11 protein-coding genes are annotated in these 16,155 nt (G+C 47.6%); 1 reads left to right on the forward strand and 10 read right to left on the reverse strand.

Annotated features, from left to right (window positions below):
* Positions 1-59: 59 nt before the first annotated feature.
* Complete coding sequence (locus J3A84_RS03880; protein WP_207598699.1) at positions 60-3,509, reverse strand: 5'-nucleotidase C-terminal domain-containing protein; 3,450 nt, start codon at positions 3,507-3,509, stop codon at positions 60-62.
* A 271-nt stretch (positions 3,510-3,780) separates the two neighbouring features.
* Here J3A84_RS03880 and J3A84_RS03885 point away from each other — a divergent pair, with 271 nt between their 5' ends.
* On the forward strand, positions 3,781-4,602 hold the full coding sequence (locus J3A84_RS03885; RefSeq protein ID WP_207598700.1) for a PHP domain-containing protein: 822 nt from the start codon (positions 3,781-3,783) through the stop codon (positions 4,600-4,602).
* 203 nt (positions 4,603-4,805) lie between these two features.
* Here J3A84_RS03885 and nagB read toward each other — a convergent pair whose 3' ends face one another.
* The 9 genes from nagB to J3A84_RS03930 all read right to left on the reverse strand — a co-directional run bounded on the left by nagB (position 4,806) and on the right by J3A84_RS03930 (position 16,128).
* On the reverse strand, positions 4,806-5,531 hold the full coding sequence (nagB, locus tag J3A84_RS03890) for a glucosamine-6-phosphate deaminase (RefSeq protein WP_207598701.1): 726 nt from the start codon (positions 5,529-5,531) through the stop codon (positions 4,806-4,808).
* A gap of 76 nt (positions 5,532-5,607) precedes the next feature.
* Positions 5,608-6,762, reverse strand: coding sequence for a mannitol-1-phosphate 5-dehydrogenase (locus J3A84_RS03895; protein ID WP_207598702.1), 1,155 nt, complete (start codon positions 6,760-6,762; stop codon positions 5,608-5,610).
* Positions 6,763-7,191 (reverse strand): PTS mannitol transporter subunit IIA, encoded by a 429-nt coding sequence (locus tag J3A84_RS03900; RefSeq protein ID WP_207598703.1) that lies wholly within the window; start codon positions 7,189-7,191, stop codon positions 6,763-6,765.
* Positions 7,192-7,196: 5 nt separating this feature from the next.
* Complete coding sequence (locus tag J3A84_RS03905; RefSeq protein ID WP_207598704.1) at positions 7,197-9,260, reverse strand: BglG family transcription antiterminator; 2,064 nt, start codon at positions 9,258-9,260, stop codon at positions 7,197-7,199.
* A gap of 72 nt (positions 9,261-9,332) precedes the next feature.
* The gene (locus tag J3A84_RS03910; protein WP_207598705.1) at positions 9,333-10,745 is read right to left on the reverse strand and encodes a PTS mannitol transporter subunit IIBC; all 1,413 of its coding nucleotides are present in this window, start codon (positions 10,743-10,745) and stop codon (positions 9,333-9,335) included.
* Between the two features lie 279 nt (positions 10,746-11,024).
* Entirely contained in the window at positions 11,025-11,909 is an 885-nt protein-coding gene (locus J3A84_RS03915) for a DMT family transporter (protein WP_207598706.1), read from the reverse strand.
* Between the two features lie 103 nt (positions 11,910-12,012).
* On the reverse strand, positions 12,013-12,591 hold the full coding sequence (locus J3A84_RS03920; RefSeq protein ID WP_207598707.1) for a histidine phosphatase family protein: 579 nt from the start codon (positions 12,589-12,591) through the stop codon (positions 12,013-12,015).
* Between the two features lie 193 nt (positions 12,592-12,784).
* Positions 12,785-15,448 carry an ABC transporter permease gene (locus J3A84_RS03925; RefSeq protein WP_207598708.1) on the reverse strand — a complete coding sequence of 888 codons (2,664 nt, stop codon included), beginning with the start codon at positions 15,446-15,448 and terminating at the stop codon, positions 12,785-12,787.
* Positions 15,445-16,128 carry an ABC transporter ATP-binding protein gene (locus J3A84_RS03930; RefSeq protein WP_207598709.1) on the reverse strand — a complete coding sequence of 228 codons (684 nt, stop codon included), beginning with the start codon at positions 16,126-16,128 and terminating at the stop codon, positions 15,445-15,447. The genes J3A84_RS03925 and J3A84_RS03930 overlap by 4 nt, the downstream gene beginning before the upstream one ends.
* Between the last annotated feature and the right edge of the window lie 27 nt (positions 16,129-16,155).

Genomic DNA, 16,155 nt, shown 5'->3' on the forward strand with positions numbered 1-16,155 from the left:
TAGATCAGATGGTGTGAATCATCGCCTGGAGACTGCCAGGCGTCTGATCGCACCTATCTTTATGCCGCTTTTTTCTTTCCTTTTCTCGAGATGACGCCAGCTGCAAGAATGGACATGACACCCATTCCATAGTATAAACTGTCACCGATGGAACCTGCTGCAGGAAGTCTTTCATCCTCACCGACATGCAGATGTTCCACATATTCATGAGAGATGACTTCTTTTTCGCGGATCATTTCAGCAATGACATCTCTTACAGGAATATAGGTATCTACCACATCCGTTGCCTTGCTGTAGTCGTAGTTGTCTCCACCTGTCAGAAGGAAATCCAGTGTGGATACGCTGTAGATTCCGTCATCCTTCACTAAAGTACCGTCCAGGAGTCTGATGCTCGATATTCTGTTTCCAGCTTCCGCTTCATCATCATACCAGACTTCTATGCCATAGAACTGTCCAGGCCTGAAATCTTCAGGATGGAGTCCATGTTCTATGAGCTTTTTCAGCTCTGCTCCAGTGACCTTCAGTGTAACCAGTGTGTTGTCAAATGGAAGAAGTTCATACATGAGGCCCATGGTGATGTCGCCCTTGTCGAAGCCTCTTCTGATTCCACCACCGTTGATGATGGCAATCTGTGTTCCACCGATTTCCGCCAGAGACTTGGCGATGAACTGTCCCATTGGGGTAACCTGCATTTCATCCGTGTCATGAGGCAGGTCGTTTTTAAGTTCTCCGAGAACCTCATTGAGAATCGGTGCAAGCTCTTCGTAATACTTGTCCACGATGGCCTTCACAGCTGCATCTTCTTCCAGTTCAGGAATAAGTTCAGTCATATTTATAACGTTACCCGTGGCTGCAAGTAGTGTGACTACTGTATCATCCACTTCAAAGTCCAGAGTGATCTGAGAGAGATTTCTTCCGTTGTATCCACCCTGTACGATGGCGATATCATTGACTCTGCCATTGACGACCTGATGCGTATGGCCCGTGAAGATGGCATCAATGCCTTCCACTTCATTCGCATATTCCACGATTTCACCGGAGATGACACCGTCTTTCTGGAAGGATCCCAGATGGGTCAGTGCGATGATGGCATCCACATGTTCCTGTTCTTTGAGAACTTTCACCCATTTATTGGTGGCTTCAACAGGATCCGTAAAGGTGTAGCCCACAACATTTTCTGCTGCAGTCTTGAATTTGGTTTCCGGTGTTGCTATGCCGATAAATCCTATTTTAACTTCTGTACCATTTACAATATGGTCCTGAACTGTGAAAGGAACCACATGATCATCCCATCCTTCAGGCTTCTTGTCCTCTTCCACTTCAATGTTGGATGCCAGGAACAGATATTCTCCATCCTTCGCCCAGGTAGGAATCAGATCACTACCCCAGTCGAATTCATGGTTACCTACTGCAGAAGCAAGAAGATTCATTTCTTTGAGAATCTCATTGACGACTTCACCGTGGGTAAGATTTGAAATCGCTGTACCCTGGAAATGGTCTCCAGCAGACAGGAAGTAGGTATGTGTATTCTCTTCGATTCTCTGTTTGAGGAAAGTCTGTATTCTTGCAAGTCCTGGATTTTTGCTGCTGCCTGAGCTGTCCACGTTACCATGGAAGTCATTGATGGCATAGTAATCCATAGAGAGTGTCTGCTTGATATAAAGATTGGTTTCATAAACGAAGTCGATTTCGCCCATCTCTTCGATGGCTTCTGCAATAAGATCTCTCAGCGGAAGATAGGTATCTTCCACGTCTGTAGCCTTCGAGTAGTCATATTTATCTCCACCTGAGATAAGAAAATCCAGTGTGGAAACGGTGTAGATTTCATCATCTTCCACAGGTGTTCCATCCAGAAGCTGAATCTTCGTGATCTTCTTTCCTGCTTCCGCATCCTTGTCATACCAGACTTCAATTCCATAGAACTGACCCGGTCTGAAGGTTGGTGGATAAATTCCATGTTCAATGAGTTTCTTGAGCTCTGCTCCAGTGACCTTCAGTGTGACAAGTGTGTTGTCAAATGGAAGGATGCTGTACATATCACCCATGGTGATGGTTCCGGCTTCAAATCCGCCTCGGATTCCTCCTCCATTAATGATAGCAATCTCTGTTCCTCCAAGCTCTGCCATGGTCTGTGCAACGAATTGACCCATTGGTGTCACCTGCATTGTATCTGTATCATGAGGAAGATTATAGGCAATGGTACCCAGCTCTTCTTCAAGAATCGGTCCAAGTTCAACATAGTATTCGTCGATGATGGCTCTAACTGCAGGGTCTTCGGTAAGACTTGCCTTCATGGCTTTCATATCGATGACATCACCCTTGACATCTGTAAGTTCCACTACAGGAGCTTCCGTTGTTCCTGTCAGATCAAAGGATAGTGAAATCTTGGATAGACTTCTTCCGTTGTACTGGCCCTGAACGATGACGATGTCATTGACTGTTCCATTGACAACCTGATGGGTATGTCCGGTGACGATGGCATCCAGGTCCACGTCCAGTTCCATTGCCAGGTCAGCTGCTTCTCCAGTGACTTTGCCGTCTTTCATGAAAGAACCTAGATGAGTAAGTGCGATGACAGCATCCACATCGTGGTTTGTTCTCAGTTCATTTGTCCAGTTTTCCACTGCAAGAACGGGATCAGTGAACTCGAACCCTTCCACATTCTCTGCTGAAGTCTTATAAGATGTCTCTGGTGTTGCGATACCGATGAATCCTATTCTCACCGGAACACCGTCCACCATCACTTCATGAATATAGTATGGTTTAACATGATCATCCCATCCAGCAGGTTTATTGGCTTCTTCCACTTCAATGTTGGATGCCACGAAAGGGAATCCGCCATCTTCAGCCCATAAAGGAATGAGGTCTGAACCCCAGTCGAATTCATGATTGCCGATGGCTGAAGCCAGAAGTCCCATATGAGTGAGAATCTCATTGACTACATCTCCATGGGTCAGGTTGGAGATCGGAGATCCCTGATAGTGATCTCCAGCGGATAGGAAGTATGTGTAAGGATTCTGTTTCTTCTGACTTAACAGATAGGTCTGAAGTCTCGCGATTCCAGGATTGCTGGAACTGGCTGAATCGTCAACTGTTCCGTGAAAATCATTGATTGAATAATAATCAAGAACTACTGATGTGCTCAGTTCAGTAATGGCCATTGGTGCCATAAGAGCGGATGTGGTCATCATCTCTTCAGACTCCACTGGTTCCTCAAGAGCCTCATCTGCTGATTCCTCAGGTTTTGTCTCGGTTACGGGTTCCTCCTCGGGTGCTCCCGCTTCCGGCTCAGCTGTTTCTTCCATAGGAACCTCTTCTATAGGTTCACCAGGTTCTTCAGCATCCGGTGCGGGTGGAACCGCCTCTTCAGCTGATGGCTCCGTCTCTACCGTGGCTGGCGGATCTATTGGAACTTCATCCGCATAGAAACGCTGACCAGGAATAAGGGCGAAGGAAAAAATCAGTGCCAGTACGATAGAAAGAGATCGGATAGATTTTCTTCTCTTCAAAAAACTACACCTCCAAATATTTTAGCCAAAAATGGCCTCTAATGTTATTATATCTGTAAGTAACGGTTTACATAACCCAAAACAGGAGTGTTTCCTTATGTTTTATAGATATGTAACAAATTGACCTGATAAACGTTTACATAATAGAAAATATATTTTATATGTCCTGCAAAACATGGTATCATAAGCCTTATTAGACACTGTGGATAACTTATTATGTCAACCCCTACTGTGAATATACTGTAAACAAATAATTAAAGGAATGAATGAAATGAAAATAGAACTGCATTGTCACACCACCTGCTCCGACGGAAGACTCACAACCAGAGAACTCCATGACCTGGCCGTGAAGGAAAACCTGTCCTATATGGCCCTTACGGATCATGATACGGTCAAAGGACACGATGAAATGATGCCACTTCTCAGGAGTTCCGACTTCAGATACATCCCTGGCATTGAACTGACCACAAGTCTGAACGGAGAAAGCATTCATGTTCTGGGATACTGGAATAATGAAGGATACAGGAATCAGGAATTTCTGGACAAGCTGGAGGAACTGCATCATGCCCGCAATGAGAGGATCAGAAAGTTCATCGTGAATCTGAAGCATCACTTCGATCTCGAAATCGATTATGAAAAGCTGAGAGCTAACAATCACGGTGTTCTGACCAGGGCAAATCTCGCCCACGCCGTTCACGAAAAGGTTCCTCATCTGAGCTATAATGAGGCCTTCATGAACTATCTGGACAAGAAAAGTCCTGCCTACATCCCAAACATCAGAATATCAGTGGAAGAAGGAATCGCACTGCTTAAAAAGCATGGTGCAGTGGTGGTCCTGGCACACCCTGTGATCTACACGAAAAATTCCCTGGAAGACCTCCTGCAGTATGACTTCGATGGACTGGAGTGCTTCTACTTCCTGAATGATGAAGAAATGACCAGAAAGAGCCTGGCAGAAGCAAAGAAGAGAAACCTTCTTGTCACCGTAGGATCCGATTTTCATGGCATCATCGGCGACGTGAAACATGGCTATCTGGGATCCATGGAATACGACATGGATCTTTTGAAACCCTTCCTGAGCCAGTTCCAGTAAATAAAGAGCGAAGAGAAAAGATCATCTGATCCTTCTCTTCGCCTTTTTTCGTCCTGTTCTTCTCTCAAGGTTTGCATGAATCCGCATTTTAGTTTACATAATTAATTATAAGTAATTAGAGTCTGAGGTCATAAGCAAATAATCCGGAGAATGATCCACTCATCTCCGGATTATATTCCTGTTTATTCTTATTTCTCTATGGACTACAGCATACTTGCTGCTTCTTTGTCCAGCACAACCGTCACATCAGGATGCAGCTTCAGGAGTGTTGCAGGAATCTTTGTGGTGATCACATCATCCACAAGGCTCTTCACTGCCCATGCTTTGTTTTCTCCAGATGCGATGAGAATGATCTTCTTCGCTTTCAGGATTGGTCCTACACCCATGGTCACAGCTCTGGTTGGCACATCCTTCTCTGATGCGAAGAATCTCGCATTGGCCTTGATGGTCTCTTCCGTCAGCTCTGCCACGTGGGTATTCAGCTTCAGCTCATCCGCTGGCTCGTTGAATCCGATATGGCCATTGGGTCCTATGCCCAGAACCTGAACATCAATTCCACCCATGGATTCGATGAGCTCATCATATTTCTTTGCACCTTCTGTCAGATCCTCTGCTGTTCCATCAGGCACATAGGTATTCTTCTTGTCCATGTTGACATGATCAAAGAGATTGGTGTCCATGAAATAACGATAACTCTGGTCATGATTTCCGTCAAGACCTACGTACTCGTCCAGGTTGATGCTCTTTGTCTTGGAAAAATCAAGACTGCCCTCTTCGTAGAGCTTTATGAGTTCCTTGTACATCCCCACAGGACTGGACCCTGTTGCAAGTCCCAGAACCGCATCTTCCTTCTCGCTGATCACTTTCGCCAGAAGCTCTGCACTGTATGCGCTGACTTCTTCATAGGAATCAAATACTTTAAAATTCATCTCATTACCTCACTTCATGTTATTCTTTTGTCTTCTCTTCCATTCTAACACGTTCCTGAGATAAAGTTAACGCTATTTAATCCAGCTGAAGATGATTGTATTCTTTGAGTACAAGGTCAGTCAGTTCTGAATCCAGCGGCAGCTCAGCATATTCCAGAAGCGCTTCCTTGAGACCGTACTTGTCGATGTAGTGATTCAGCTTGACGCTTTCAAGATCTTCCTCATTCCTGGCACGGGCCAGGGCAGCCAGCGCTTTCGCCAGATAGACCGGCTTCTTTCCAAGAGCCAGAACACCTAAAGCGGGAGCGACAAATCTGTCCTTTCTGGACATCTTTCGAATTGGAGACCTGGCGACTCTTACAAGATCATCCGAGATGTTGGGATTCTTGAAGCGACCGATGATCTTGTCCACGTAGGCCTGATGCTCCTTCGGATCGAATCCGTAGGTTTCTGTGATATAGAAGGACGTTTCTGCCAGTACACCACGAACCATACTTTCCACTTCTTCATCGCTGATGGCTTCAAGCACTGTTTCATATCCCTTGGCCAGCCCGAAATAGGCTGTGGCTGCATGCCCCGTATTCACCGTGAAGAGCTTTCTTTCAATATAGGGAGCCAGGTCATCTACATAGTGAACACCTTCGATGCCTAAAAGGTCACCCTTCACTGCACCCTTTTCCACCACCCATTCATAGAAAGGCTCTACCTGCACATCCAGCATGTTCTCATTGGTCTGAAGAGGCACGATGCGGTCCACTGCAGAATTGGGAAAACCGATATACTTCTCCGCCCGCGCTTTTTCCTCTTCCGTGAGCTCTGAAAACAGGGCTTCCTTCAGAATCTCTGTGGCACCCACCGCATTTTCGCAGGCGATGATGCTGAAGGGCTTTACTTCTTCTCCTGCCAGTCTTTCCTTGATGCCTGGCACCAGATTCCCTGCTATGATCGGTACAATGGTTGGCCCTACGGCGGTGGTGATGATGTCTGCTGCGACCACGGCTTCCTTCAGACTGGCAGGTTCTGTCCTGCTGTTGATGCCAGAGACCCCATCCACATGAATCCGTTTGCCCTTCTCATCGGCGAGGATCACCGTATATTCTCCCTTTGCCTTGATTTCTTCAATCAGCACATCGGACACATCCGCAAAGGTCACCTCAAAGCCATTATTCCTGAGCACAAGACCGATGAAACCTCTTCCAATGTTCCCGGCGCCGAAATGTAGTGCTTTCATTTAAATACCTCCTAAAAGATCCATGATTTCTTCTTTCGTTTCTGCCTTCACCAGTTTCTCCACATTGTCCATATCGGAGCAGAACACAGCGATGTTCGCCAGAATCTCCAGATGGGTGTTGTTCTTGCCGGCGATGCCGAAGACCACTCTCGCCTTGTCTCCATTGAAATCCACCCCTTCAGGAACCTGAATGACACTGATGCCAGAATCCAGCACATCATTTTTTGCCGATTCTGTTCCATGAGGAATCGCAATGTCATTACCGATATAGGTTGTGGAAAGATCCTCTCTTTTCACCATTTCCTCAATGTAGTGCGCATTGACATACCCGCCGGCTACAAGAAGCTCACCCGCCATTTTGATTGCATCATATTTGCTGTCGAATTTTTCATTCAGTCTGATATTCTCCACTTTTAAAATTGTACTCATTTTTACTACCTCCAGATTCGATTTGTTATTTCCAGATATGTGTGCTTCAAGTGCTTCTGCAGTAAGGCGAGAATTTCATTTTCATCCCCATCCTCATAAACGGATACGATGCTTTTCTCAAGAAGTCCGATGCTGATGGTGGATAGAAGCTCCAGCTCCATTTCCCCAAGCGTTTCCGGTGCCACCAGAAGAAGTACGGTCTCCACATCCATGGGATTCGAATCCATCCCGAGAATCTCCATGGGCTTTTCGTTGCGGTAGACCCTGAAGATGGCCCCGGCCAGCTTGCTGCTTCTTCCATGAACCAGCGCAAGCTTTGTTCCTGGAAGAGCCGACCCCGTATGCAGGGCTTTCTGAAGGAGCATATCCTTCACCGTGATGCTCACATCATCCGGCAGCGCCATGGCGTCAAAGGCCACATCCAGAAGTGCTTTCAGATTTTCCGCATGGGTATGGAGCAGTCTGAAGCTTTGGAGAAGATCCCGGATGATCTTGTTCCCGCCCTCCATGGATTCAGTAAGGGAAAGAAGATTCACCTCTCCTTCCCTGACAGGAGCCATGCCGTCTGTCTTGGGTCTTCTCTTGGAAGAGATCAGCAGTTTATTGTTCACCACTCTCTCCAGTTTTCTTTCATCCTCTTCTGAAAGCATGGGGCTCACCTGAATGTAGTCAAAGTCCGCTCCTTTGATCCCCACAGTGGAGATGATGAGGTCAAACTCATCCATGTCCATTTTCTTGAGGTCCCAGATGGACCCCTGCTCGATGATGGTCAGCTGAGGAAACTTATTTAGAAGCCTCTTCGTCAGCATTCTTGAAGTGGCGATGCCGCTGGTGCAAACCACCAGTGTCGATACCTTCGGCGCTTCCTTCAGCTCAGTGACGGCAGATGCAAAATGCAGCGTCAGAAATCCGATTTCATCCTCACTGATTTCCGCTTCATGGAACTTCTCTTTCAGGATTCTCTCCAGCGTTCCATAAAGAACGCCATAATCCTCTTTGATTTCCTTCTTGATGGGATTCAGCACGGTGATTCCATCATGGATCCGATTCAGAAGCGGTTCCAGATGAGAAACCAGCGCATCAAAAAACTTTTTGTCTTTGTTGTAGTAATATCCAGTGGCTTCCGATACAGAATCAATCAGTTCACTGGCAAGGGTGGACAGCTCCATATTTTCATCAATCTCCTGACTGCGGATCCGTTTCGCGCTTCTGAGATTCGCTGCGAAAAAATCGATTTCGCATTCAGGAATATCCATTTTAAGTTCATTGGAGAGTCTGGCATACAGGGAGCGGGCAATACTCTTCTCTTCCCCTTCTGTCTGGCTGCTCTTCTTCTCCACAAAGCATGCTCTCTTCATTCTCGTCAGCGCCAGATGCAGATAAAGAAGAAGTTCAAAGATGGCCAGATCCGTGAGCCTGAACGGCAGTTTTCTGATTTCATCCAGAAGATTTCTTTCAATGATCTCCAGTCTGTTGGCATCCAGGATGGTGAAGATCCGGTCATTCTTGTCCAGAGAGAGAAACTCCCCTTCCTTCAGGGAAAAGATGGGACTCTGTTCCAGTCTCTGCAGAACCAGATGCACAAAACACATTCTCTTGTCCTTCTCTTTGCCTTCCAGGGAAAGTCCATAACCGGGTTTTCTCAGGAGAGAAAGATGCGAATATCGGATCTCCTCTTCAAAGAAATCCAGATCCTGCTGCAGGGTCTTCGCGGAGACGCCCAGTATGGAACTCAGGTATCCGGACTTTACGGTGTCCGTCTTCAGAAGCTCATGGAATATGACGAGGCTGCGCTCGTTTCTCTGAAGCTCGAAATCAGAATAGCTTTTCAGCTCTTCCTTCAGCTTCTCAATGTTCTCTTCGCTTCCTGCGATACGGATCCCCTCATTGATTCTCTTTTCCAGAGACAGATCCGATTCCGCCAGTGTATCTTCCAGAAATTTGATTTCTCGTTGTACAGTCCTCAGTGACACATCAAGTTCTGTTGATATGTCATTCAAGGAAACAAAGAGGTGCTGTGATTCCAGCAGAATACCCAGAATGAGTCTTTCCCTCGCTGTTATATACAAATCACATGCACCCCCTTATTCATTTACAGGCTTTGGCAGAAGCTTCGGCCCGCCTTTATTACATTCATTATACTACATTTTACTCTTCTTGAGGTCTTCCACGATGTCATCATACTTGGTTGTACCCAGGAAGTTGTCCACGGATACATGGATGGCGCCTGGAACCATCTTATGCGCTCTTTCAGTGAGGTCCTTGTGCGTGACCACAAGATCCACATCGGAAGGAAGATTGTTGATGGCGAGGTTTGTGACGTCCACGTCCTCAATGCCCGCTTCCTTCACTTTCTTCTTCAGAATGGATGCCCCCATGGCGCTGGATCCCATCCCTGCATCGCAGGCGAAGATGATCTTATGTACATCCTTGTAGTTCTTTGCAGATGTTGTCAATGTGCTTCTTACAGAGCTTTCCTTGCCCTTCATTTCTTCCATTTTGCTCACTGCGCTGTCCAGATCTCCTTCATCCTGTTTGGATGCTTTGAGAATGGCTGATGCAATGACAAAGGATACTGCTGCTGCAACGATGATACCCAGGAACATTCCGAAGAAGTCTCCCTTTGGTGTCATGGCGATGTAGGCGAAGATGGATCCTGGTGAAGGAGCCGCATTGAGTCCGATGTTCAGCAGGGAGAAGGTCAGTGTACCTGCTGCACCACCAGCCATGGCTGCCACGATCAGAATCGGCTTCATCAGAATGTATGGGAAGTAGATTTCATGAATACCACCCAGGAAGTGAATGACTGCCGCACTGGAAGCGGATGCCTTGGACAGTCCTTTCCCGAAGAACATGTAGGCAAGCAGAATACCAAGACCAGGTCCTGGATTGGATTCCAGCATGAAGATGATGGACTTGCCAGCTTCTGCAGCCTGCTGTGCACCAAGTGGTGTGAAGATTCCATGGTTGATGGCATTGTTCAGGAACAGCACCTTGGCTGGTTCCACGAACAGATGCACCAGTGGCAGCACACCCAGATTGATGATGGCGTCTACACCTGAAGCAAGGAAGTTGTTCAGCGTCTCCACGATGGGTCCGAACACATAGTAGGCGAAAATCGCCAGCACTGTTGCCAGAATACCTGCTGTAAAGTTGTTCACAAGCATTTCGAAACCGGATTTCACTTTTCCTTCGAAAAGTCCGTCGATCTTCTTGATGAGGAATGCGCTGAGTGGTCCCATGATCATGGCACCCAGGAACATGGGAATGCTTGTTCCTACGATAACACCCATGGTTGCTGCTGCACCAACGACACCACCTCTGTGGTCATATACAAGTTTACCTCCGGAATAGGCGATAAGAAGGGGCAGTAGGTAGTTGATCATCGGTCCGACCATTTCCGCCAGTCTCTCGTTTGGCCACCATCCGGTTGGAATGAATAACGCTGTGATCAGTCCCCAGGCAATGAATGCACCGATATTCGGCATGACCATACCGCTCAGGTATGCACCAAACTTCTGAATACCAGCTTTTGTTCCAGATTTCTTTTCCATTTTAATCCTCCATTCTTGATAAGTTCAATAATTCCCGATAAATCATCCCCCCTGATGATCAGTCAGGAAAGATAACCAGTTGAGCCGCGCCGACACGTTTTTTCGCATCCGGATGCAAATGTCGTGAAAGATAACGTTATATTTGTTTATATTTACATATTATTACGTTTTCATTTAATAAACAATCAAAAGATAAATCCCTTTTGTCACATCTCCTATGACAAAAGGGATTTTGCATTCCTTGCAATATACGAATAAGGCTAAATAACTGACGAAAAATCAGACCGCGTCTTTCTCAAGAACTTTGGCATGGACCACCTCTTCTTCTCTCTGAGGCAGCACAATGGCCAGGAAGATGACAAGGGCACCGAAGATCATTCTGATGGTCACCGCTTCATGAAGTATGAGGATTGAGAACACCATGGCGAAAAGAGATTCTGTGGACATGATCACCGCCGCTCTTGCCGGCTTTGTATACTTCTGTGAAATGGTCATGACCAGGAAACAGATGGTGGTGCTGAACACGCCCAGATAAAGAACCGCCAGATATCCTCCGGGGTCCTGCCCGATGAGCGAATCTCCTCTTACGGCCACAGCCGTCATGGACAGCACAAAGGCCGTCATCATCTGGATCATGGTCAGGGTGATGGCATCCTCTTCCTGCGTGAACTCTCCTGTATAGAAGATGTGGAGAGCGAAAGCGAAGGCGCAGAGAAAGCTCAGGAAATCTCCCACGTTGACCCCTCCGGACCACTGCAGAGAAATGAGTCCCACACCGGACATGGCCACAGCTGCCCGGATGATGTCCATCCTCACCAGCGCTCTCTTATGAAAGAGATAGCCGATGAAAGGAACCACTGCTACACATACGGCAGTGAGAAAGGCATTTTTCGACGCCGTGGTGAACTCAAGACCTAGGGTCTGAAGCACAAAAGCCGTGAAAAGAAACACACCGAGAATCATCCCTCTCTTAAGGGTCTTCCTGCCGATGCTTCGGATCTTTCTGAAGTTGAAGGCACCCAATAGAATGCTGGCCACCAGGAACCTCCCTGCCAGGGTCTCGTAGGTGCTCATATAATCAAGGCCTATGGCCGTAGCGATGAAGCCGCTGCCCCATACTATGGAAACCAGAATCAGTCCCATTTCCCCTTTAAATCTGTTCATATACACTTTCCATCCTTACACACAACTCATTATTTTACTACTGTATCCATCTTACCACCTGAAACCCTTTACCGGTCAAGAGCAATCTGAAAAACCTCAAATTTTACTTTCCATCATACTCCTTCTTGACATACAGAAGCTCTTCCTTTGCCGTCAGGTTCTTCCCCTGGAAAGTGAGCCGGACGATATAGGGCATGAAGTCGATGATCCTCAGAAAATCCTCCACCGAAAAGGCGGGGTCATAATGATGGAGAATCGTGCTCATGGCTGTACCATGGGTACCGATGACAACACTCTGGTCTTCTCTTTCTTCCAGAATCCCATGAAGGGCCTCCATGTTCCGTTTCTGCACCATTTCGAGGGACTCTCCTTCGTCCTCATGAAAGGAGAAATCTGCCCATCTTTTTCTGAACAGCTCATGGGTGTTCCCACCTGGCCCCTTTTCCCGTTCTCTGAGCCTCCGATCCGTTTTGATGCTCATCCTCTTTTCTTCCGCACTGATTCTTATGGTATCGATACTTCTCCTAAAGGGGCTAGAAATAAAGCCATCCACATGAATCTCCCGGAAGTAGTCCCTAACGATTCGTGCATCTGCCATTCCTTCTTCCGTCAGAGGCCTGGTCTCATCCTCTTCCCAGCTGTGGTCGGGCTTTGCATGTCTTACCAAATAGATCTCCGTCATAGTTTCCTCCAGATCGCCATTTTCAAATCAAGAACATTCTACTACATTAACGCCCGATTAACCACCCCTTTCAGGCACATAGCCCTTCCACTCTCCTCATGGAGGAATGTGCAGAGACCCGTCTTTCTTTCCCTTTCCGGGGCAAGAGCCTCCCATGCGAAAAGCCTGAGATTTCTCTCAGGCTGAAGGCTTGTCAGATGTTCTCATTTTTCAGCGCGTCAATGGGATTGTCCTTTCTGATCTTATCCATGGCATAGATGCTGGTGGCGAAAACCACAAGAAACACGCTACCCACCGCAAGGATCACAGGGATCCAGGGGATGAAGAAGGCGAAGTCGATGCCATTGCTCATGGACAGGTAGATGAGATAGGTGACGCCTATGGCCACAGGTATGCCGTAGAGGATGCCTTTCAGTCCATAGAGAATGCTTTCATAGGTCATCATCTTGTTGAATCCCCTGGTGGTCATCCCCACGGTCTTCAGCATGGCGAATTCTCTTCTTCGCAGATGAATATTCGTGGATATGGTGTTGAAGACATTGGCTGCCGCAATGAGGGAGATGAGGATGATGAATCCGTAGGAGAAGATATTGATTACGGTGATCATGGCCCTATTCTGATCCATGTAGGTGGCCTGATCCACAAGATTTGTGAAGGAAAGATTCGCATCCTTGAGAATCTCAGACATCTCTCTGTATGCCGCAGCATGATCCTCCACTTCGAAATACAGGTTCACCGCTCCGTTTCCGGGCTTCCCTATGACTTTTTCCATGGCGCTGTACGGATAGATGACTTTCAGCTCGGACCCGTTGGCGTTGTAGCTCATCATGGGCATAGTGCTGATGATTTCTCCAAGCACAAGATCTCTTTCGATGATCACCTCTTCTCTTGCATAGAGGACTTCATCTTCTCCTTCCCCATTTGTATAGACAAGTTTTCCGTCTCTTTCCTCTCCACTGAAGTATCTGTCCTCGAAAAGACTCGGAATCTCCACCTGCCTTGCGGAAAAGGAGCCGTTTTTCACCACATCGAAGGTATAATATCTCGAGTCAGTGGAGTCGTAAACTTTGCCAGATGCATAGACAAGGGCTTTGGGCGCCTCGCCAGCCATGTACTCTTCCTCGGATAAGCCGTTCTCCGCCAGGAGGCTTCTGAAGCTCTCATCATCCAGGAAAGCCAGGTGCATGTTCACGATGCTTTCGCTCTCCCGTGGCTTCAGCATCTCCTCATAATAGCTCATATCCATGAGCTCTGTGTATCCTTCCGTAACCACTTCTTTCGGCACGAGGAGCGTTCCATACATCTCGCTGTACTCGTAGGATGTGTCGTTCACCCCTTGGGCTCCGGACAGAAGCTTCAGGACATCTTCCGGGTTTTTCTCCTGGCTCGGCGTCAGATAATAGGTGATGTCATGGTCCATTTCCTCGAAGACCTGCTCTGTTCCTTTCTTCAGGTAGGAAGTGAAGCTGGAGGCCGATATGAACAGCACCACGCTCATGAAGAGGGACACCACCGTGGCTCTGTACTTTCTTCTGTTCCTCTTGAAGTTCTTGGCGGCCAGCATGCCGTCGAACCCGAAAAGTTTATAGGTGAGCTTTGAGGTTTTCACCTTTCCAGGCCGGATTCGGATGTCATCGGTCTGCCTGATGGAATCAATGGCCGAGACCCTGGCTGCCTTTCTGGCAGGAATCCAGGCTGAAAGAAGGACGGTGGCTAGACCCAGCGCCGCTGCAATGAGCAGGGATTCCGGTGAAATTCTAAGGACCAGCTCGGACTTTGTGCCACCGGCCCAGAGCGCATTGAGCACATCACTGGAAAAGACGAAGGTCAGTCCGATGCCCGTGATGCCCAGAAGAATACCCAGAGGAATACCGATGCCGCTGAGAACCAGTGCTTCGAACAGTACACTCGAGAGGATCTGCTTCCTTGTGGCACCCACGGATTTCAGCAGTCCGAACTGTTTTGTCCGTTCACTGATGGAGATGGAGAAAGCATTATAGATGAGGGAAATGGAACCGAACATGATGATGGCTGAAAGTACCGCCACCATGCTGTACAGTACGGCATTTAACGTGTTCTCATTGGAATTTCCGGAGAATCTCAGAAGATCGCTGTTGACTCTCGTCGCATAATCCCCGTATTCTTCCAGAAATTCGTAGGTATCCTTCATGGGGTCCACGCGGACATAGGCATCAAAACTATCCGGACCTGCTCCGTCAGGAAGAGTCAGGGCTGTATACCCTGGTGCACTGAAGCCCTCAAAGGAAGGTCTTTCATAGATACCGCTGATGGTATAGGTTCTTGTGCTGACCTTTTCAAGCTCCTCATTTTCAGTGATGTAGCTGTCCGTCTGATGAAGCTTCATGCCTTCGGAAACGCGCTCACCCAGCTCCAGAGTGATCACATCTCCTACACTGTAGCTGGCACCGCCATTGGTTTCAAGATGATCCGGCAGAAGGATTTCCCGACTGCTCTCCGGCATCTTTCCTTCCAGAAGATGCACAGGCATCATATCCCTGAATCCCTCCCCCATGGCACCGATGAACAGGTAAGGCTTATATTCATTCTCGATCGCATCGATTTTCGCATACCCTATGTTCTGGATGGTGGTGACCCTCTCAGCGCGTTCATCGTTAACGATCTCTTCGAGTTTTTCTCCATTCACATCGAATATACCGCCGTGAAAATCACCATCCTTCTCCTTGGTCACTTCAATGATGTAGGTCTTCAGGCTGTTCACAGAAGTCGTTACCGCCGTGAACAGAGATACGGAAAGAATGATGCCGATGATGGTCACAAGGGTTCTGGTCCTGTTTTTCATCAGGTTCTTCAGTGTGACTTTATTCAGGATATTCATCTTCGGATCACCTCATCCTTCGTGATCCTTCCGTCTTCGATGGAAATGATGCGATTGGCCTGGAGGGCGATGTTTTCATCGTGGGTGATGATGATGAGGGTCTGGTTGTATTTTCTGTTGGACTCCTTGAGCAGCTCAATGATGTCCTGGGAGTTCTTCGAGTCGAGATTTCCTGTGGGCTCATCCGCCAGCACCACCGCAGGGGCATTCATGAGGGCCCGTCCGATGGAGACTCTCTGCTGCTGTCCCCCGGAAAGCTGGTTCGGCAGATGATTCTCCCGTCCATGAAGAGATAGAGTGCCCAGCAGCTCACGGAGCCTGTCTTCATTGACATCTCTCGCATCCATGAGCACCGGAAGGGTCATGTTCTCCACCACATTCAATACCGGAATGAGATTGTAGAACTGATAGATGAGTCCCACCTGTCTTCTTCTGAAGATGGCCAGTTTCTCATCATCCTGACTGTAGACATCGCTGCCGTCCATGAACACTTTTCCGGATGTGGGCTTATCCACGCCACCCAGAATATGAAGCAGTGTGGACTTTCCTGAACCGGAAGGCCCGATGATGGCCACAAAGTCTCCTTTCTCGATGCCAAATGTCACATCATCCAGTGCCTTGACCTGATTTATGCCGTCACCATAGGTTTTGGTGAGATTTTCCACTTTTAAAATTTCCATTATGAATCCTCCTGATCCTATTTCTTA

The sequence above is a fragment of the Proteiniclasticum aestuarii genome (assembly GCF_017368455.1).
Taxonomy (GTDB): Bacteria; Bacillota; Clostridia; order Clostridiales; family Clostridiaceae; genus Proteiniclasticum; species Proteiniclasticum aestuarii.

Coding starts and splice junctions, on each gene's coding strand:
- J3A84_RS03925 (WP_207598708.1), bottom strand. CDS start 15,448: ATGAATATCCTGAATAAAGTCACACTGAAGAACCTGATGAAAAACAGG.
- J3A84_RS03885 (WP_207598700.1), top strand. CDS start 3,781: ATGAAAATAGAACTGCATTGTCACACCACCTGCTCCGACGGAAGACTC.
- nagB (WP_207598701.1), bottom strand. CDS start 5,531: ATGAATTTTAAAGTATTTGATTCCTATGAAGAAGTCAGCGCATACAGT.
- J3A84_RS03895 (WP_207598702.1), bottom strand. CDS start 6,762: ATGAAAGCACTACATTTCGGCGCCGGGAACATTGGAAGAGGTTTCATC.
- J3A84_RS03910 (WP_207598705.1), bottom strand. CDS start 10,745: ATGGAAAAGAAATCTGGAACAAAAGCTGGTATTCAGAAGTTTGGTGCA.
- J3A84_RS03915 (WP_207598706.1), bottom strand. CDS start 11,909: ATGAACAGATTTAAAGGGGAAATGGGACTGATTCTGGTTTCCATAGTA.
- J3A84_RS03930 (WP_207598709.1), bottom strand. CDS start 16,128: ATGGAAATTTTAAAAGTGGAAAATCTCACCAAAACCTATGGTGACGGC.
- J3A84_RS03920 (WP_207598707.1), bottom strand. CDS start 12,591: ATGACGGAGATCTATTTGGTAAGACATGCAAAGCCCGACCACAGCTGG.
- J3A84_RS03900 (WP_207598703.1), bottom strand. CDS start 7,191: ATGAGTACAATTTTAAAAGTGGAGAATATCAGACTGAATGAAAAATTC.